We start from the raw sequence: 20,069 nt of genomic DNA, 5'->3' as shown, positions 1-20,069 counted from the left end.
TCAACGGTTAGAATGAGCTATTGCCTTTTTGGTTTATAAAACAATAAACTCCACCAGCCCACAGTTCTGCCCAGCGCCTCTGTCAAAGCCGCTGCTTTTTTAGTAGAAGTAAATGTATTGCTAAATCGAATCAATGTCAAGAGAATTGTTATGCAATGCCATTTCAATTGAGAAACAATTTTTGGCTTGGGGTTTTTAGTCCTCCAAACATACCAGCCATTACGCACAACCATTTTGCCATAGTTGTATTGGTTGGGTCTGCCTGAGACAGCGTGAAAATGACTTAGCTTCGCCGCTGTATTGAGATACAACTTCCCCTTTTTTGCTACTCTTAAAGTAAAATCGGCATCTTCATACAAACCATAGCCTTCAAAATAAGTGGAGAATTGAAGGCTTTCAAACACCTTTTTTCTAAAAGAGGAAACTCCGCCCATCAGCATTTCGACTTCGTATGTTTTACCGCTTGGAGGCAAAAAACCAACACTTCGACCATGAGAATATAAAGATGAATATCCAGGCGGACAGTCACTATCCAAGCCTAATCTCTTTCGTAGCACAAAACGGGAACCTTCTTTCCGTTTCCATCCATCGAAGTAAAATTCATTAAGCGCTGCCATGTATTGATTCCCTACAAAATCCCAGTTTGTCTCATTATTAATATAACCACCAACACCCAAAGCATCTGGATGCAATTTATATGTTGCTATTAATTTTTCAAAATAATCCGTTTCTAAAACCGTGTCATCATCCAAAAAACAAACAACATCTATCGCTTCTCCTACTCGATCTATTCCGTAATTACGCTGTTTTGTTAATCCGCGATCTTGCTCTGAAACTTTATAATAATGCAAACTGTCAAAACTATTCTTCTCTACTATTTTTTCAGTTTCTTGATTTAATGAACCATCAATAATGATAATTTCATCAGGATAAATTGTCTGTCTGTTAACTGATTGTAACAATTCCAGCAGTGGTTCAGGACGCATATAGGTACAAATCACTAAAGCAAACTTCATATTTTTTGATTTAATTGATTGGCCCATAACACGCTTTGATTCCACTGCTTTCTGTAATGGATTAAATAATAGACTGGATTTTTAATTTGCTGACGATTATAATATTTAAAAAATAATATGGTTTTATATCCTAAATTCTGTTGTCTGGTATTGTGCTTCATTTGATACAACATCACTGTCGGCGAAGGTTTCGGCTGTATTTTATCGTTATGCCAAGCTAAAGAAGGCTTTGTTCTAAACCCACCCATTGGAGCTTTCAGATGCAGTATTTGAGGCTCTGACAAATACAAAACGTCCTGCCCCAGATTCCGCAACTGCATGCCAAAATCATTGTCTTCGCCATACCCAAATTCAAAACCCATATTAAAGTCGCACTTTTCAATTGCTTTACGCTCTACAAAACTACAACCTGAGCCAAAACTGCCCCATTGATAAACAGGTTTGAATATTGACTTTTCCTTATTTTGAACACATTTTATTGAAACTGCTTTAACCCCCGACTTATTAATATTTTCAAATGTTTCATAAATAAAATCATTTTCAAATCTAATATCATCATCTGCCAGAAAAATCCATTCACTTTGAACCTGATTTAAGGCGAGGTTTCGTGCATTACAAGCACCTGCATGATGGGTAAAAATATGCTTAATAAAAAACGGCCAACTTTGATTTTTCAAATAGTCTAATTCGGAAACGCTTGCTATATCTGGGTTTTGCTCAACAATTATTACGTTTAATGGTAAATGTGTTTGTTTTGTCAAATCTTGTAAAACATCATACAAATAGTCCTTTCTTCCAATGGTTGGAATAATCACATCAATGGTCTTTTTATTGATAACATTTCTTGAAGATGTAGCCTTTATATTTTCTAAATTGATATTCCCACTATTCCTTTTTCGATAAAAAAACGAAGCCAAAAAAGCTAATAGTACCAATTTCCTTTCGTATAAGAATAGATTAAAAAACAACAAAAACACCCATCGTTTCTTATAATGCTGTTTTACAAAACGGAAAAGGATATAATTAGACACATTTGAAGTTTCTTTTTTATTCGACTCCCTTAAAAGTTGGGGTTCTGAATAACACAACAATCCCAAAGGCATGGCCAGTTTGGCTACCGAATGTAAATAATAGTCAAAATCAGAATCAAAAGGAATTTTGTTTTTCAATTCGATTAAAACGGAAGCATGCACGATTCCCACTATACTGCTCATCTGCCAACAAGGAAAGCTTACTTTTTTATTTACGTTAATAAATAAGGATTCATCAACATAACCTATTGCCTTACTAATATAATTTGAACTGCTTGGATTAAAAGACAACAATAATTTATCGTGATGAAAAAGAGTACATAACTCCTTAATGTTTAACACATCTTTACAGTCAGTACGACACCAGACTATTTTGCTGTTCGGATTCTTTATGGCGATATGACTTAAACCTTCTGCCACAGACTTCTTGAATTCAAAATCCAATTGCTTTCCTGCCTCCGTTTCTACTGCTACAATTTTAGTATTTATATGATAAACAAAAATCAAATTTTACTTTCTTAAAGATTTATAAAACGCCAAACTTTGTTGTGCTACAACTGAAATACTGAATTTTCCTATCACCTTTTCTCTAGCAGCAATTCCAAATTCTTCCCGCATTTGACTATTGGATAGCAATATATTAATTTTTGAAGCATATTCCACATGATCTTGTGGATGAACCAAAAAACCATTGACACCATCATCAATAACATCTGTTGCCCAACCGATATTCGAAGCCACAATAGATTTTTGCATTGCCATCGCTTCAATCCATGAAACAGGCAAGGCTTCCGCAAAAGAAGGAAAAACACAAACCGTAGCTTCATTGATATGTGTTTGAATTTCAGCATATGGTACACCGCCCAAATAATTTACATGCTGCAATGCTTCTTTAGTAAATAACTGCTTAATCATCTCCCACGTAGAAGTAGATCCTGAAATGATATCTGGCACATCTTTTCCTACCAAAACCAATTGAGCTGCTGGATTTTCCTTGATCACTTCATTAAAAATGAAAGGCAACTCTAACAATCCCTTTTTTCGAATTAAACTTCCGAAATACAAAATCGTATTCGGAGATTCTTCTAATCCATCGCTATTATTAAAAGAGCCAACATCAATTGAATTGGGAATAATCCTAAATTTTTTATCTAAGCTAAAAACTTCATTTGTTTTATCAGCTGTGAATTGACTTACAGAAAGTAAAGCATCCGCATTTTGCAGCGCTCTTTTTTCATGGAATTTGTTCTTCCATTTGACAGCACGCTTGTCCAAATTACAAAAATAAGTATCAGAACCATTTAGTCGGATTACGATAGGACATTGCTTAGGTTTAATAAAAGAGCTGATTCCCGTCCAATCTGGCGCTTCTACGACATCTATTTCTTTTGATCGATATAATGTATTGATAATCTTCTCTATTTTTTTACGACTAAAAAACCAGGATAGACCTTTTACTTTTACATTTCGAATTTGTTGGATGCAAATACCGGCATCATCAAAAACGGCATCCTCTTTTTGTCCATAAACGAGTATGCGAACTTGACAGCCTTCGGCCAAAAGTCCTTTGGCCAAATTTTTAATACTCGTACCAATACCGCCGGAGTTTCCCGTTCTGGCATGAGGGTATTCTGGGGTTAAAAAAGCTATTTTCATTTATTGGATTGAGGAAAATTGATTCCCTTTTTTTGATCTACTGTCATTTTGTTTACCACAAGAAGAGTTTTCTAAACAGTTTTCAATGGCAGACCAAATTGTTTCCGAAGCTTGAGTCGGATTTGTACCAGCTACAATTTCAAACCATTTTTTACCATCTTTAATATTAGATAATTGCTGGTCCAAAATCTTTCTAACTAAATTTTCTAATTCCGTTTTATCCCTACAAAAAATAGCCGCTTCCGGACTTGGCATAGATCGAAAATGAACATATTTATAATTTTGACCAATATCACGAATTCCATTTTTTAATTGTGGTTGTTCATAATTATAATAAATACAGGCTTTATCATGAGCCACAAAATCAAAAACCGTCGAAGAACAAACATTGGTAACTAATTCCGTATGCCTGCAAACATTATACAACATTTCCAAATCGGCTTTAGTCGGAAACACTTCATTCCATTGTTTCCCAATTGGTTTCCAAATTGGATCTATTACTTTTACAAGATCTTTATTTACCTCAATTACAGCATCATATCTATTCGTAGTATCGACCGGACATTTTCTATAAATGATCCCTAAGTTATACCCTTGGGTATTCAAACTTCGTACTGCATGAGCTAAATCATCTAAATAATATTGGTCTAAAGGAGAAGTTGTTTCATCATCACCCGAAAAACAAATATATTTTTTTGCCGCATCTAAGCCGTATTTTTCACAAAAAACTTCACGACTTAGTTCCAAACTGCCATCATAATGTGGCTCAAATTGCGGTGTTCCAGTAACAAAAATTTGAGATTCCTTGACAAAAGGATAGTATTGTAAGACTTCCGCCTTCATTAAATCACTCCACACACAATAATAATCTGTTTCTACGACTTGCATTGCCTTAGGTACGTTATCCCATGAATAGACAAATGCTACAGTAGTAATCCCTAAATCTTGAGCAGCTAATAAAGCGCTAATAGATTGCGTGGCGCGTTGTGTGGTACAAAACACCAAATCCGGTTGATGTTCTTGCAACTGTGCCTTGCAATACTGGTATTTTTCAGTGGAACGTTCTAAACTATTGATTCGTTTTCGAATGCGCACAATCCCTTTTTCTGATGAATTCAATCCTATTAATAACTTCGTATAAAGCGTTATCAGTATGTTTTTCAAACCATTGTAGCTAAAAGGAAATTTATAAGTAGGATACACGTCATCCTTAAATTTCTTTTGAGAAAGATTCAATTCGATGTGTTTTCTAATGCGGGAATAGATTGGTGTTAACCTATTTATTCTATGGTTTTCAATTTTTACCTCATCAAAACCCAATTCATCTTTGAGTGAGAAAGCAGTATTATTCCAATATACAATTTGATGGCCTTTTTTTTCTCCTAATGCTTTGAATTGGGTAAACGCAAAATTGCGTAAACCCACGCCATCAGGGAAGAAAACAAATATTTTTTTATTCTTCATCTACTATGAAACTATGTTTTTAACAAACTGAACAAAAATAAGGGTATTGTAGTTTAGATTGCTGGCTTATTTTAAGAAAAAAGAGATTGTTTTGTTCTATATAATCTAGAATACATCTCGCCGTCAGTTCAAGTTGAGAAAAGGTTTGCGATAGAAAACCTTTGTGAAGTATCGAGAACCCTTGCAAAAGACTTCTCGATACATTTTGATATATCAGCTCTCTTTTCTCAAACAAATTATTCAAATCAAAATACTCGAAGTGACGGACCAGTTAGACGAGAGATCATTAGTCCTTCTGATTCTTCAACTTGTCTCTTTGCACCTGCTCAATAGGCAAAATATCCGTTGATTTAAATGACAAAGCGGCATGAACAGCATTTAAATCCCGAGACAATTTACGCAATCCCATAGGCTCCAAAGAAGCAGCGTGATCGGTTCCTTTCCATGTTCTGTCTAAGGTGTAATGTCTTTCGATAATATTGGCTCCCAAGGTATAGGCAGCTACATCGACCGCAATCCCAAGGTGATGCCCAGAAAAACCAATATGCTTGACCTTATCTTGGTATTTTTGCTTCAGTAAATTAATATCAAGTAAACAGACGTCTTCAAAAGGCACTGGATAACCAGAAGTACAGTTGTACAATACCAAATCTTTAATTCTTCCTTTAGACACGAAGAAATCAACTAAATCATCGGTTTCGCTCTTGGTGGTCATTCCTGTGGAAATATGAATTTCACCTGTGTAGTTTTCACACAACCAATCCAACATTTTATAATTATTATTACAAGCCGAAGGGATTTTGATGAACGCTGGATTCAAGGATGTTATTTCTTTAGCAGAGGTTAAATCCCAAACCGAAGTAGAGTAGACTATTCCTACCTCTTCACAATATCTTTTTAATTCTGCATGTTGTGTTACATCAAACTCCAGGAATTCTCTATGTTCGCCATACGTAGCTCCATACGAATTGCTTTCGTTAGGATGAGCTGCGTAGTATTGCGCCTCTGTCAATAATTCTTTATTGTTTCGTTTTTGAAATTTTACGGCATCCATGTTACAAAAGATTTTAGCAATTTTTATCAATTCTTTTGCAATTCCCATATCGCCCTTGTGATTGCAACCAATTTCGGCTATCACATAGGGCTTTTTATAATTAGTCATATCGTTTGTTATACTTTAGTATCGTTTCACAGACTTCTCTTATTGCGCCCGTACCCGAATCGTTTCTTAATACAATATCGGCATGGTGTTTTACTATATCCGTCGCGTTGGCTGGTGTAAACGACCAGCCTGAAGAACATATATTAGCCAGATCATTAACATCATCGCCTACATAGGCAACAGATCCAAAACTACTGTTTTTAATAGCTAAAATATGCTTCAGGAACGAATATTTATCTTTAACCCCTAAAAAAGTATCCTGTATCTGCAATTTTTTCATTCGTTGGCCAACTAGTTCTGAATTTTCTGAGGTAAGCACCATCACTTGTACACCATTCTGTCTCAAAATTTCCAATCCCATTCCGTCACGCATATCAAATCGCTTGGCCATTTCACCCTCAGCATTATAATAAATACCTCCATCGGTAAAAACACCATCCACATCCAAAACCAGATATTCGATGCGCTGATTGCTTTTTTGTCTTTTTTGCCTTTCAGCCAAAAGGTTTTCTACGACAATCCAATCTGTCAAACTGTCTATTTCGGTCAGGGATTCTTCATGCATCTCTACCAAACCTATTTTTCCACTGATTCTATTTTTGGAGGTCAAAAAAGCCTCTTTAGTGCTGGCATATACAGCCCCATTTTCTATCAATAATCCTTCAAAATCCTGTCTTCTGGCTCTGTTGAAAATATCATAATTTTGCGGACTTCCAGCACTGTTCCAAGTAAATCGATGGGTTTTTACCACAGTCAAAGCCGAATCAAATTCCTCAAGGATTACCTTGTTTATTGCCTGATTGATATCATTCGCCAAAGTAAATGCTGAAGTGGCCTGCAATAGGCATAAAACCGAAAAATCATAGTTTATTTTCTCGGCGAACTCAAGCAGTACACTTTCGGTTGATGCAGTGTCATCTGCATTCTCCTCATCTCGCAATAGGGCAACAACTTTAGAAGTCCAATGGTACTCCTTATTGACATAATTGATAATTTCTTCATCATTAGTAAAAACATAAACAACATCTAAGTCCGAAAAAATAGCCTCGGTCAATACCCATGAAAACAAAGGCCGACCAAGCATTTTCTTCTTGTTTTTCCCCGGAATCCCTTTGGAATCTTTACGAAGCGGAATAATTCCTATTTTTTTCATGTTGCTTTTTTTATTTATCAGAATCCATAAAATAGTTAATTTCTTAATTTTCTCTTTATAAAAGTTGAAATTTTTTCTTTGAACCAAAATAACTTCATTTCAATAGTAGGATTTGTAAAAATTAATTGACCGCCTCCAATATAACTATTAACACTTCTGCTTTCATGTGCGTAAGCTGGATTCTTTTTAAGAGTAATTACATTAACATGTAAACTTTTCGGAAAAATATCCAGAAGTTTCCCTGTCTGAACTGCTCTATCACCTTCAACATATAGTATCGCATTTTTAGCACAATATTTTTCTATTTCAGTGAAAGAATTATCATAGCCATCAATAACAATAAATTCAAAATTTTCATTCTCTATTTTATTCAATTCAGAAAACAAATGAATTTTTTTATAATCTTCAACATTCTTACTTAATGCTTTTAAACAAAAATTATTCTTTTCAGTTCCAACATAATCTATGGTCAAATTACTGTTTTTAGCAAATTTGAAAACAGTATCGGAAATAGATCCAATTCCTAATCCTAACTCTAGAATATTTGAAACATTAAACTCTTTTATCAACTTTAAAATAGTTTCTAATGCAAATTCACTTGCGATGTAATCAGAACCTTCCAATCTACAAAAATGTTTGTAATTATTGAATGCAATTTCTTTATATTTCATATCTATTTAAATTAACTATTCTTATCTCTGGTAAAAAACTCCTTCTTGCCGTTATATTACTAATAAGAATCTAATTTTCAGCAAAGAATCATTAGTAAAAAAGATTGAAACCCATTTGTGATCCCATAATTCATTTAGAATCTTTGCGAAGCGGAATAATCCCCATTTTTTTCATGTATTATTATTTAATAATATTCAAATATATGATTTGAATATTTTAATAGAGATCATTTTTTAATAAAATTGGGGACTTCGCAATTGGCGAATTCTTGTCAGTACAGATTTATTAATAGGTCTTCTATATTTTTTTAATTTAGGCAGAAACAAAAGAACATGAAACAAAGCTTGAAGATAAATTTTAAAATACCTCCAGTCACTACAGCCGTACTTCTTAAAATTATGCCACAATAATCGGGAAATTTTATACATAGGAAAGCGATAATAGACCAAATAATAAAAGGCTGTATTTTTTAATTGTTTGCCAAATCTAAAATAGTTTTTCCCTTTTAAAATCCTTTGCGCTCTGTCTACTCTGTGATTAACTGAAATACTGTTGGTATAAAGAATATCGTAACCATTAGCCAAAACTTCAATAGACACGCATGACTCTTCACCATAAATATCTACCCAAAGCGGAAAACCTCGAGTAGAATCGTAAACTGCCTTGCGAATAGCAAAACCACAGCCTATAAACTCACTGCAAAAATATTCAACTAATTCATCTTGTTTTTGAGCTAAGGCTTCGACATCTGAGTGAAAATTGCCTTTTATTTCCTGAAAAGCGAGAACTCCAACATTGGGATATCGATTAAAAAGCTGTTCCGAAAGCCTAACAAAATCAGAGTTCAATGGATGCGCATCATCATCCAAACCGATTAGTATCTGACCAATGGCTTTGGGGTACAATATAGCCCTTGCGCCAGAAGCACCAATACTAGTATCGGATTGATACCATTGCACCCATGAAAATTGATTTTTCAATTCAATACTATCATCAGTACAACCATCCAAAAAAACCAATACTTCATGAATTGAAAGATCTATCCTCATTTTAAGTATTCCTAATGTTTTCTCCAGTTCAGTCTTTCTATTTTTAGAAACAATTAAAATCGAAGCTTGCATGATTATCGTATTATACTTTTTAACAATCTCATTTTATTCATAAATTGCACTTGTCTTAAAATAAAAAACCACACCACAAAATCATTTCTGCTTACACCTGAACGTTTCCAATAACTCAACACTTTTCTGGCCAGCAGATAACTGAAGTTTTTTTGATCTGTTACTGAAAGTTCTGCTTTACTTTCTTCGAAAACTAAATTAAAAGCAGCAATCATTTTATCGACATTAGTTCTAAAATCCTGATTAGAAACAGTCTCACAAGCATAATACAAATTATAAATTTCAACTTCAGAAAATGTTATACCAAATACAGCCCAATAGCTCGCAATAATTTTGGAACGGTTTTCAAAATGTATTTGTTGCTTCTCTGGAGATCTGTGGTTACTATTTCCCACAATCCGGTATTTCATCAAAAAATCAGCTAGATTAACCATAACCCCAATTTTAGAAACTCGGGACCACAATTCCCAATCTTGGCAATTTACTTTTGTTTCATCATATCTCAATTCATTTTCAATAAAAGCAGCACTTCTTAAAACAACCGAAGAATGACCGAACGTAGCGCCAAAAAGTAAATAATATTTAATGTATTCTGCTGATACAGGATATGACCAGCCTTCATTAGGACTTAAATTCAAATCTTTTAGCCAATAACCTTGTGTTCCGCATAAAAATACTTCCTCATTTTTATCTAAAACTTGAAGTTGCTTTTCAAAACGTTCCGGATAACACCAGTCATCTGCATCCATTCTGGCGACATATTCATAATGAGGCAGCAAATAGTCAAGGCCTTTGTTTAAGGTTTTAGTAACCCCGATATTCTTCTCGTTTTTAATGTAAAAAATTCGGGAATCATGATAGCAACCAATTAGTTCTGCTGTATTATCCTGAGAATAATCATCATAGATATACAAATCAAAATCAGTAAACGTTTGATTTAATACGGAATCTATACTTTCCTTTAAATAGGAGGCCGCATTATAAGTAGGAAGTAAAACCGCTAGTTTTTTTTTGTTTTGTATAGACATCAATGATCCTTAATTAGAACTGCTTAAATACAGTTCATCCATAATTTGTTTAAGGTATGCCGCAGAGACATATTGTTCTAAATCTGGTCGATTCAACAACAGATCCTCTGGATTTTGTTTCCACATAAAATACATTTTTTCTATAATTTCTGCAATGGATTCAATATCATCTACTTCAGACCAATAAGGATAATCTTTACCTAAAAGTCTTCTCACTTCACAGTTTGATGGAGCTAATGATAATATCATCTTATTGGACTCCACACAATGAGGAAATTTACCAGGCAAAAAAGGACTAATCTCTGATTTAGCCTCTAAAATAATATTTACTGTAACTTGTTGCTGAACTTGATATACGGTATCAAATTTTACATTTTCATTTTTCACGACTAATTCTGGCAACACTTCCTGATAGCTTTGAATAAGATTACTAAAATGAGACGATGGGCCAATTAATAACAACCGAACATCCTTTGTTGCATCGGGGTTGCGTTCCAAAAACAATTTAAAAGCTTCTATTAGTCCTTGTGGTGAACGTGCATCAAGTAAATTCCCCGCATGAAGTAAATTAAATTTAGACAGATCTAAATAGTCCAAAAAATTAATCGTATCATCTGGATTATTTAGATTCGATTTCGCATTTTGGTGTGGAATTACCAAACCAGTATCTAAAAATTTCGAAAAATACCTCCCCATCCATTCTTTCAACAATAAACTTGGAAACCCACTATATTTAGCTCTTTCAGCAACCTCTTTAAAAAAAGCTTCTTTAAATTTATGACTTGGTTCTAACCATTTGTACGGGACAGGGTAATAATAAAACGGATAAGGATCATGAATATAAGCCATCCATTTATCATGCAACTGAGGCAACTTAAGCAACGCATAGTGCGGTCTAAAACTCCCCCCTTTACTTAACGTAAGAACTAAATCAGCTCGAAAACTCTGTTTTTCCAAAGCTTTAACAATACTTCGACAATCATTAAAAAAAGTAAATGAAAAGCCAAATAATTTCTCAAAGAAAGGAGCTAAATTTATAGTAGAATTTCTTTGTATCATTCTTTGCGCTCTGCTCATAAAATACAGTGCACTGTATTTTATTTCCGCTATCGCAAAACAAGACATTCCTGAAAGCTGAATGTCTTTTCTGGAATAATGATATACCACAACATCATAACCTGCTTTGGCTAGATTATTTATCAAAGCTACATTAGCTTTAGAACCACTACTATCCTCAACATCAATAGAATCAACAACTACCAGTATTTTCATTTACATTTTACTAACTAAAAAATCAACAATCTTTTGAGAAGCATTCCCATCTCCATAAGGGTTTTCACTATTGTTAAAGCCCGAAAAAGTATCTAAAAGTTCTACAATACTTTTTTCAATATTTTCTTGTTCAGTACCTACTATTTGAGAAAATCCTGCTTCTACTCCTTCAGGTCGTTCCGAAACTGTCCGGGTTACCAAGACAGGTTTACCTAAAGAAGGAGCTTCTTCTTGTATTCCTCCTGAATCGGTTACTATCAAAAAGGACTGATACATTAACCATACAAAAGCAGGATATGATGCGGGTGGAATCAGATAAATATTTTTTTGATTAGCCAATTTTTCTTTTACCACATCTTGTACATTGGGATTCAAATGAACTGGGTATACTATATTTACGTCATCACGTTTGGCGATAGTCAACAGAGCTTCGCATAAATTAATAAAACCCAATCCAAAGTTCTCTCTGCGATGTCCCGTAACTAAAACTATTTTTTTTCCAAATGGTATAGTACTTTTTAAAAGTTCAATTTCAGGATGTATATATTCTTTTTCAGCTATTTTACCAGAGGCCCAAAACAAAGCATCAATCACTGTATTTCCAGTTTGTACAATACTCTGCGATTGCACCCCTTCATTCAATAAATTTTGTGTCGCTATCTTTGTCGGTGTAAAATGAATATCGGCCAACTTACTTGTAAACTGTCTATTAATTTCTTCTGGAAAAGGAGCCTGTTTATTAAAGCTACGCAAGCCTGCTTCGATATGCCCCACTTGTATTCCTAAATGAAAAGCTGCCAATGCCACCATAGAAGACGTTGTAGTATCACCATGTACCAAAACCAAAGTTGGTTTTACTTCTCGAAGAACCTCATCAATTTTATACAAAATAGAAGCACTCAGTTTGTTTAATGTTTGGTTAGTTTGCATTAAATCCAAATCGTAATCAGGAACAATCTCAAAAAAATCCAATACCTGATCGAGCATTTCCCGATGCTGAGCAGTAACACAAACCTTAATCTCAAAAGCAACTTGTTTTTTTAATTCATGAAACAAAGGCGCCATTTTTATGGCTTCAGGACGTGTTCCAAAACATAATAAAATCTTCATTAAGAATACATTTTTTTTAAACGCTTTTTTATTCTAGTCAATTTTAATCTTAGAGGTAAAACAAAGAAAAAACTTTTCCAAAATAATTCCGATATTCCTTTATATTCTAAAACTTTAATTAAATCCCCAAATAAGTCATATTCACGATATCCATATGACATTGCAATAAAATATCGAACTATTGCATAATTTAATTGATTTCTTTTTTTCAGATTCTCTATTACTAATACTATAGCATCAATGTTTGATTGTGTTCTTTTAGGATCGGTTCTAAAATATCGTCCTGTCATAGAATTGCTATGTCTTCGAGCAAAAAACAAAACTTTTTCTATTGATACACCAGTAATTCCAGTAGAGAGAATTCTAGAATACAACTCCCATTCTTCAGCATGTAATAAATGTTCAACATATCTATCTTCCTTAAAGCAGTCTTTTTTCCACAATACTGCACACGAATTAAAAGGGAGCTCTTGATTTAATAATTGAAAAACATGCCTTTTATCAATTTTAAATGTATCATATACTTTTGAGTAATCAAATTTATAATCAAAGGTATCATAAAAACTTACTCTTAAATATCTACAAAAAGATACTTCACTACGAAGTAACTCAAAAACACATAACTCTAAATTTTGAGGATGAACAATATCATCATCATCAAAAAATATAATATAATCCCCCCTGGCTAAATCTAAACCATAATTTCTACTTCCTGGTAACCCTTTTTGATAATTAGTTATTCTTTTAAAATATTTGAATCTAGTATCTTGATTTAAAATAGCTGTTAAAACTTCTTGAGTATCATCAGTACTCCCATCATCAATAATCAAACATTCCCAATCTTCAAATGTTTGTTGCTGAATAGAGCGCAAAGATTCTAAAATATATTCTGACCTATTATAGGTCGCCATAATAATGGAAACTTGTGGATGCATTATTTTTTAAATATTGATTTAATATACCTTAAGGGGCTTAATATAGCTTTCCCAATCCTAAATTCAATACGTTGGGTGTTTTTTATTTTTTCAAATTCTTCTCGGTCTAATCTTGCTAATAAATTATTCACCAATAATTCATAATTATTAATGTATATATCTTTATGTTTTAAATAAATATAATTTAATAAATTACTTCTATTCTTATTTGCTATTGTAGTAGTTGAATTTTCTTTTATTCTATAATTAAAAAGTGTTTCTGGAATGACATAAGAATACCCGCCCTCTTTTAGCAAGCGAATATAAAACTCCCAATCTTCAAATCCTTGACGCATCGCTTCATCGTAACCGCCGACTTTTTGCCAATCTGATTTTCTAAACATAGCACTACCCGTAGCACCATTGTATTTTAAAAATTTTATTATTGTTCCACCATTGGGTATAAAAACATCATTTTGCTTATTTAACAATAATCGCCTAACATGAGAAGTTATAATTTTGATTGTATTATCTTTTTCAAAATGAATAATTGCTTTTTCACAAAAACTAGGTTCAAAAAAATCATCACTATCTAAAACCAAAATATAATCGCCTTTTGCTTGAGTGATACCTACATTTCTGGCGGTGCTTTGTCCTTGATTTTCTTGGGTAATTAATTTTGTGATTTTCGGCTCTAGTTTTTTTAAAACGACTTTGGTTTCTGCATTCGAGCCGTCATCAACCACAATAACCTCCAAATTAGTGTGGCTTTGATTTAAAGCAGAATTTATGGATTGCTCGATATATTCAGCATCATTAAAACAAGGAATCACTATAGATATTAGTGGTAAATACATTTGTTTAGCTTCTTGCATATTTCATTATTACATAACCTTTTTTACTATATCGAGCCAAAAGTAAAGCAACAATATAAGCCACTCCTTTAAAAACTGAAAAATACCTACAAATTAACTTAAAGGCTTCCATTTTATAAGGAATCGTTTGTTTTAAAACTGCCATTTCAAATGCATTTTTCATGTAACCTGACAAAAACCATCTAATCAATTCATGATTATTATAAGTGACTAAATCTTGAGCGGTTTGATACTTTATGTCACAAATTACTTTGAAATAAATTTGTTTATTTTCGATTTTCCTTGTTGTTATAGATTGTGAATGTAATCGTCTCCATGACAAAATTTGATTCACAAAAACACCTTTAAATTTATAATGCAACAATCTAATAAAATAATTATATTCTTGATTAGCACTAAGTGTCTCATTAAATAAAACCCTTAGTAACATTTCTCTTTTCCCTAAGAAATCGTCTGTTATCCAACCAATTTGATGAGTAGCAAATAAAAAAGGTGTCATCTCATTTTTACTTCTGTCAAAAGTATAAGATTGAATTTTTTCTTCAATTCCTTCTTTGAAATCCACACTATCTCCTACCACAAAATCTACATTTCTTTTCTCTAATGTAGTTACTAAAACCAAAATATGTTCTGGCAGCATGATATCATCACTATCAAACCAATTAACATATTTTCCTTTACTCAATTCAAAACCGTAATTTCTACAAGTATTAGCTCCTTTAACCCTATTATCAGGTCGTTGAATATAACTAATTCTCTTATCTTTATTACAATAAAAATTTAGTATTTCATTAGTATTATCTGAAGAACCATCGTCTACCACTATACATTCCCAATTAGAATAGGTTTGTCCTATAATCGAATCTAAAGTCTCCCCTATTAAATGAGCCCGATTGTAAGTAGGAATAATAATTGAAACTAAGAATTCCATTTTTTAAATTGATAAATTAATACTCTCCTTGTAAATTTAATGACTTGAATAAATTCTAATTCACTTAAAAATTTCATACACATTAGCGTCCAGAAATAAATAGATGCTTTATCCAAATTATAAATTAATTGCTCATAATAGAACAATAATTTTAGACGTTGTTCTTTTTTAAACTTAAGTAAAAAGTTTTCAATTATTAAAGTAAAATAAAGATACCTAGCTTCATTTTTTATTTCATCTTTATATCCTTTTCTTGAAATATTTTCTGTAGAAATTCTAAAATAAACAACAGCCTCATTAATAGTATAGATATCACCAAAATTGGTGAAATCCAACCAAGCAAAATTATCTGAACCCCATGCCAAAGGAAAATCTCTAAATTTATGTTTCAAATAAGCTTCTCTACTAAATATTTGCTCAGACAAGGATCCTCTAGAACGATTAAAAAACTTATTGTAGAAAAAATCCGTGCTTTTTTCAACCTTCTGATGCGTGTAAATTTTAGAATAAGTCCCGTCTAATTCGTGAACACGAGTTGCAAAACGAATTACTTTAATATTTAACTCACATACCTCTTCAAGTTGTGCATAAAAAGCAGCTACGACATTTTTATCTATATAATCATCATCCCCTAAAATCATCAACCATTCTTCATCACTTGACAACGCAATACAACGATTCCATTGTTGCACTAATGATGTGCCTCCTAAATTTGTCTCAAAACGATGGTAGACTAAATCCAGTTTCCCCTGATACTTTTCAATTATTGCAGAAGGATTTTCTAGACTGGCATCATCTCCTATATACACTTTGAATCGTTTATCAGATTGGTTTGCTAATGACTGCATACAATCTTCAAAAAAGGAAATTTTATAATAAGGGATTACAATGGCTAACAAACTATAACTTTAAAATATTAATTAACTTTCTAACAACCTTTTTTTGGGTTTGGCTGTAATGAAACTTCATACGATGCAGATACCTCCAATGTTGTTTAGCAACTGGTTTACAATTCGAATTAAAGATAACGTCCAAAAATACCAAAACTTTCTTATGTTCTAACTCATGAGGGATTTTATTAACTGAAAATGGAGCTTGTTGAATAATTTCAATACCTAAAGCATCATTTTGATCTATTTCAATGATTCTTTCAATCAATGCTTCTTCTGACAAAAAGTCGGCATAATTTAGAAATCTATTTTCATTAAAATCATTAGTAACTAAAGGATCGCCCCAATAGATTGGAATACAATCTTTATAAATGGGATCTAATATTTTTTCAGTCGTATAGCCTTTATAACTACTATTTTCAAAAGCGATAACAAATTTATAGTCTTGTATAAATTCAAGTTTATCGTAGACTTCTATACCAATATTATTTAATATTCTCCCTGCCGAATCAACTCTTTTAATTTTGGATAGTTTAGCAAAAAAATCCAATCTTTTTTTTGCTTTAGGATTCGAAACCAAAATGCAACAAAATTTTGTTTTTTTCTTCCAAGTAGCAGTTGCTCTTTCCTTAGATAAGGGGGAATTTAATTTATTAATATAATTATTTTTATCAATTACTGTAGAATAATAGGGCAATCGAAAATGATTTTTACGTGAAGTATAGTCAAATGAAAAAGCATAATCACAAGCTAAATAATCGGGCCTCCTGTTTTCAGGTGTATAAAAAATACGTGTACAATTATAATGGATGTATTCGTTCCCAAAACAGGAATAAAATAAAAAATCAGGTTCGTCATCAATAATCACATCATATTCCTGAACCAATAAATTATAAAAATAATTATTCTCCTTTTTAAATCCAGGCCAAAAATCAACAAAATTCACTCTAATATTCTTCATTTCCCCACTCTCTTGTATTGTTCATCATTAAAATAAAACTTTGCTTTAAAAAGTGTATTTATTGTTTTATTTAACCAAAGACTGCAAAGCTTCTTCAAAAAAAGAACGTTTATAATAAGGGATTACAATAGCTAACATAATTACAACTCTTTTTTATAAAGTCCAAAAATCGTAAAGCCAAAGAATCGTTGACAAAAAACATCTATAACGAACTTTTGACTGTTTAATTTAGTTTGTTCTATTTTCTTAGCTTTTGTAATCTTTGCCTCTAAAGCAAAAAAAGAACCAAAATAATTCACAAAAAAGTCAGCATGCTTTACACTTAAGTATGAAAACAGATAATCATATTGCTTGTTCCCTACTTCTTTTATCATGGAGATTGTTTTAGTTCTATAATAAAACCCTACTTCATTCAGTTGTTTTACATTCCCACCATTTTTCAATAGGGCAATCCAAAACTCCCAATCTTCACAACCGCACTTCATATTAGGATCATAACCTCCTACCTGTTCCCAATCGTTTTTTTGGAACAAAGCCGAACAAAAAATCATGTTTTCGCGACTTAAATTAAAAAGAGAAAAAGGAGCTAACTCCCAAATTCCAGTTTCCACGCCAAATTTCTCAGCTTTACAGTAAACTACTTTTAAGGAATCATCTTCTACAAAAGCTTTAATAGCTAGAGAAACATATTCTTTCGATATTTTATCATCTGCATCTAAAGGCAATATAAATTCCCCCGAAGCATGACTAATTCCACAGTTTCGAGCACTTGACAATCCTCCATTTTCTTGATAAACATATTTAAATCGAGTATCTTTATCTAGCCAAGACTTAGCCAAAGTTTCCATATCGTCTGGACTACCATCATTGACAACAATACATTCCCAATGAGCATAGGATTGCTCTAAAACAGATTGCAAACACTCATTCAAATATTGAGCTTGATCGTAGCAAGGAACAATAATGGAAACTTTATTTGTCATTAAAACTTATTTACTATTCCTAATCTTACTAAAACCCTAATGAATATCGATTTCCTTAAATTTTCAATTTTTTGTTTGTTCAGTTTATGATTATTAATCTCTTTTAAAAAAAAATTATAATCTTGTTTTAGAACTTTTTCTTTTTCTTGTATAATCAAACCCTGATTTGATTTTAATGAACTAACTCCATCAAGGTAAAAGGTAGAAAGTGTATTGTTAATTCTAGAGTATGAAAAACTATACTTACAAACTCCATCCATAAAAAACTTCCAATCTGAAACTATTTTAAGGCTTTCATCATATAAATTAGTCCTATAAAATGCTTTTTTCTTAATGAATGTTGCGGGATGAGGCAAACTATCTTTCATGAAATAGGAAAGCGAAAGCTTCTCTGGGTATTTTTTAATAAAATTTTTTGTTGGCCCCATTACTTGAAGATCAAAATACACTAAATCTTTATCTCTTAAATGTAGATGATTTTGTTTCAATACATCTTGACTATATAAATGATCTCCACTATTCAAAAAAAGTAAATAATCACCTGATGCTTTTTCAATCCCTTTGTTCATGGCATTATAAACTCCTTTATCTGGTTTACTAACCCAATAATTGATTTTATCGCTCCGACTTTCAATATAAGTCAAACTGCCATCCGTTGAACCTCCATCAATGACAATATACTCAAATTCTTGCCATGTTTGACTGACAACACTCTCCACGGTTTTTCTTAAGCCCTCGAGATTGTTGTAATTGATAGTAATGATAGATAATTTCATTTATTTAAATTTTAGTAAGACAGGAGGGATAAATTGTTTTATGAAATTTTTTATTTTCTTATTTCTGATTTTTCCTTTGTCCTTTTGTTCATATTCCTGTAACAGACTCTCTAAATATTCTTCTTTAAGAATTGAGTAATGTGATTTAACAGTAGAAAATAATGAAAAATTACTAAAACTGACTTTCTCCTTATATTCATTATACAATGCAACTAAATAATTATTTGACTTGATTTCAAATCTATTATATCCTTTCGTAAAAGAAAAAATATTTTCAAAATTAAAATTGCTAAAGTGAAGAAATATTAATTCATCCTCATTTTCAAATACTCGTTCAGATACTAATTGCCTTTCATGAAAATTCCAAGGACCATAATTAACTCCATAATCTTTAATAATTTTAACTTTTTTAAAAAAAATAGGCACGTGATTTATCCATAATTGGTCTACGAATAATCCCAAATAAACTTTATCATAACATGCGTTATATGTTTTATCTTCCCACCAACTCAAAAGATCATCAACTTGCTTAGTATTTTTTAATCCAATAAATCCTAAATTATAAATCCCAAAATTTAGAAATAAGTTTTCTGAGGGAATTTTATCATCAAAAGGAATTGGTTTTAAAATATGTGGTGTAATAAGAATTTCATCTTTTACAAAATATCTTTCAATTTTTTCAAGTGAATCATAAATACAAATATCTGGGTCTAAATAAAATAAAAAATCGGTTTGATATTTATTAAATAAAAAACGAATTACAAAAGGTTTAATATAAGTATTTAGCTCAATAATGTTATAATTATAAACCAATTCATTAAATCCTCTAACACCAATACTATCAATTTCTATAATCTCAAAATTTTTAAAAATTGAATAATCAATTTTATCTGAAAATTTATCACATAAAACAATGGCAAATTTATAACCTGCATTATGTTTTAACAATGTATCACCTAAAACTTTAGCCTGAGCTAAATAATTATTAGAGCAAATAGTAAAGGCTAATTTCATTTTAATATTTTAAAACTAATATTTTTATTACTTAATTAAC

19 protein-coding genes are annotated in these 20,069 nt (G+C 32.0%); all 19 read right to left on the bottom strand.

All coding sequences use genetic code 11. From position 1 onward, the window contains the following. Positions 1-17: 17 nt before the first annotated feature. A complete protein-coding gene (locus tag BLV91_RS05745; RefSeq protein WP_091430798.1) occupies positions 18-1,016 on the bottom strand; it encodes a glycosyltransferase family 2 protein in 999 nt (332 codons plus the stop codon). Next, positions 1,013-2,554, bottom strand: coding sequence for a glycosyltransferase family 2 protein (locus tag BLV91_RS05740; RefSeq protein ID WP_091430634.1), 1,542 nt, complete (start codon positions 2,552-2,554; stop codon positions 1,013-1,015). Before BLV91_RS05740 ends, BLV91_RS05745 begins: the two co-directional genes overlap by 4 nt. A 3-nt stretch (positions 2,555-2,557) precedes the next feature. Next, positions 2,558-3,703: a glycosyltransferase family 4 protein gene (locus BLV91_RS05735; protein WP_091430632.1), complete on the bottom strand. Its 1,146-nt coding sequence runs from the start codon at positions 3,701-3,703 to the stop codon at positions 2,558-2,560. Beyond that, entirely contained in the window at positions 3,704-5,167 is a 1,464-nt protein-coding gene (locus tag BLV91_RS05730; RefSeq protein ID WP_245709613.1) for a glycosyltransferase family protein, read from the bottom strand. It abuts the gene before it with no gap. 286 nt (positions 5,168-5,453) lie between these two features. Beyond that, complete coding sequence (locus tag BLV91_RS05725) at positions 5,454-6,329, bottom strand: N-acetylneuraminate synthase family protein (protein ID WP_091430630.1); 876 nt, start codon at positions 6,327-6,329, stop codon at positions 5,454-5,456. After that, positions 6,322-7,482 carry an acylneuraminate cytidylyltransferase gene (locus BLV91_RS05720; protein WP_091430797.1) on the bottom strand — a complete coding sequence of 387 codons (1,161 nt, stop codon included), beginning with the start codon at positions 7,480-7,482 and terminating at the stop codon, positions 6,322-6,324. Before BLV91_RS05720 ends, BLV91_RS05725 begins: the two co-directional genes overlap by 8 nt. Before the next feature lie 35 nt (positions 7,483-7,517). Next, a complete protein-coding gene (locus BLV91_RS05715) occupies positions 7,518-8,153 on the bottom strand; it encodes a hypothetical protein (protein WP_091430628.1) in 636 nt (211 codons plus the stop codon). A 234-nt stretch (positions 8,154-8,387) separates the two neighbouring features. After that, complete coding sequence (locus BLV91_RS05710; protein WP_091430626.1) at positions 8,388-9,275, bottom strand: glycosyltransferase family 2 protein; 888 nt, start codon at positions 9,273-9,275, stop codon at positions 8,388-8,390. A gap of 2 nt (positions 9,276-9,277) precedes the next feature. Beyond that, on the bottom strand, positions 9,278-10,303 hold the full coding sequence (locus BLV91_RS05705) for a glycosyltransferase family 2 protein (RefSeq protein WP_091430624.1): 1,026 nt from the start codon (positions 10,301-10,303) through the stop codon (positions 9,278-9,280). A gap of 9 nt (positions 10,304-10,312) precedes the next feature. After that, complete coding sequence (locus BLV91_RS05700; protein ID WP_091430622.1) at positions 10,313-11,575, bottom strand: glycosyltransferase family protein; 1,263 nt, start codon at positions 11,573-11,575, stop codon at positions 10,313-10,315. Further along, positions 11,576-12,685: a non-hydrolyzing UDP-N-acetylglucosamine 2-epimerase gene (gene wecB / locus BLV91_RS05695; RefSeq protein WP_091430620.1), complete on the bottom strand. Its 1,110-nt coding sequence runs from the start codon at positions 12,683-12,685 to the stop codon at positions 11,576-11,578. Further along, positions 12,685-13,620 carry a glycosyltransferase family 2 protein gene (locus BLV91_RS05690; RefSeq protein ID WP_091430618.1) on the bottom strand — a complete coding sequence of 312 codons (936 nt, stop codon included), beginning with the start codon at positions 13,618-13,620 and terminating at the stop codon, positions 12,685-12,687. Before BLV91_RS05690 ends, wecB begins: the two co-directional genes overlap by 1 nt. Next, entirely contained in the window at positions 13,620-14,474 is an 855-nt protein-coding gene (locus BLV91_RS05685; RefSeq protein WP_245709612.1) for a glycosyltransferase, read from the bottom strand. The genes BLV91_RS05690 and BLV91_RS05685 overlap by 1 nt, the downstream gene beginning before the upstream one ends. Then, the gene (locus BLV91_RS05680) at positions 14,461-15,405 is read right to left on the bottom strand and encodes a glycosyltransferase family 2 protein (RefSeq protein ID WP_091430615.1); all 945 of its coding nucleotides are present in this window, start codon (positions 15,403-15,405) and stop codon (positions 14,461-14,463) included. The genes BLV91_RS05685 and BLV91_RS05680 overlap by 14 nt, the downstream gene beginning before the upstream one ends. Further along, positions 15,393-16,304, bottom strand: coding sequence for a glycosyltransferase family 2 protein (locus BLV91_RS05675; protein WP_091430613.1), 912 nt, complete (start codon positions 16,302-16,304; stop codon positions 15,393-15,395). The genes BLV91_RS05680 and BLV91_RS05675 overlap by 13 nt, the downstream gene beginning before the upstream one ends. 1 nt (position 16,305) lies before the next feature. After that, complete coding sequence (locus BLV91_RS05670; protein ID WP_091430611.1) at positions 16,306-17,256, bottom strand: glycosyltransferase family 10 domain-containing protein; 951 nt, start codon at positions 17,254-17,256, stop codon at positions 16,306-16,308. Positions 17,257-17,396: 140 nt separating this feature from the next. Then, positions 17,397-18,239, bottom strand: coding sequence for a glycosyltransferase family 2 protein (locus BLV91_RS05665; protein WP_091430609.1), 843 nt, complete (start codon positions 18,237-18,239; stop codon positions 17,397-17,399). After that, positions 18,239-19,015: a glycosyltransferase family 2 protein gene (locus tag BLV91_RS05660; RefSeq protein ID WP_091430608.1), complete on the bottom strand. Its 777-nt coding sequence runs from the start codon at positions 19,013-19,015 to the stop codon at positions 18,239-18,241. Before BLV91_RS05660 ends, BLV91_RS05665 begins: the two co-directional genes overlap by 1 nt. Then, positions 19,016-20,029: a hypothetical protein gene (locus BLV91_RS05655; RefSeq protein WP_091430606.1), complete on the bottom strand. Its 1,014-nt coding sequence runs from the start codon at positions 20,027-20,029 to the stop codon at positions 19,016-19,018. Positions 20,030-20,069: the final 40 nt, after the last annotated feature.

The organism is Flavobacterium degerlachei (genome assembly GCF_900106645.1).
Classification (GTDB): Bacteria; Bacteroidota; Bacteroidia; order Flavobacteriales; family Flavobacteriaceae; genus Flavobacterium; species Flavobacterium degerlachei.
This window is presented reverse-complemented; position numbering and strand designations above follow the sequence as displayed.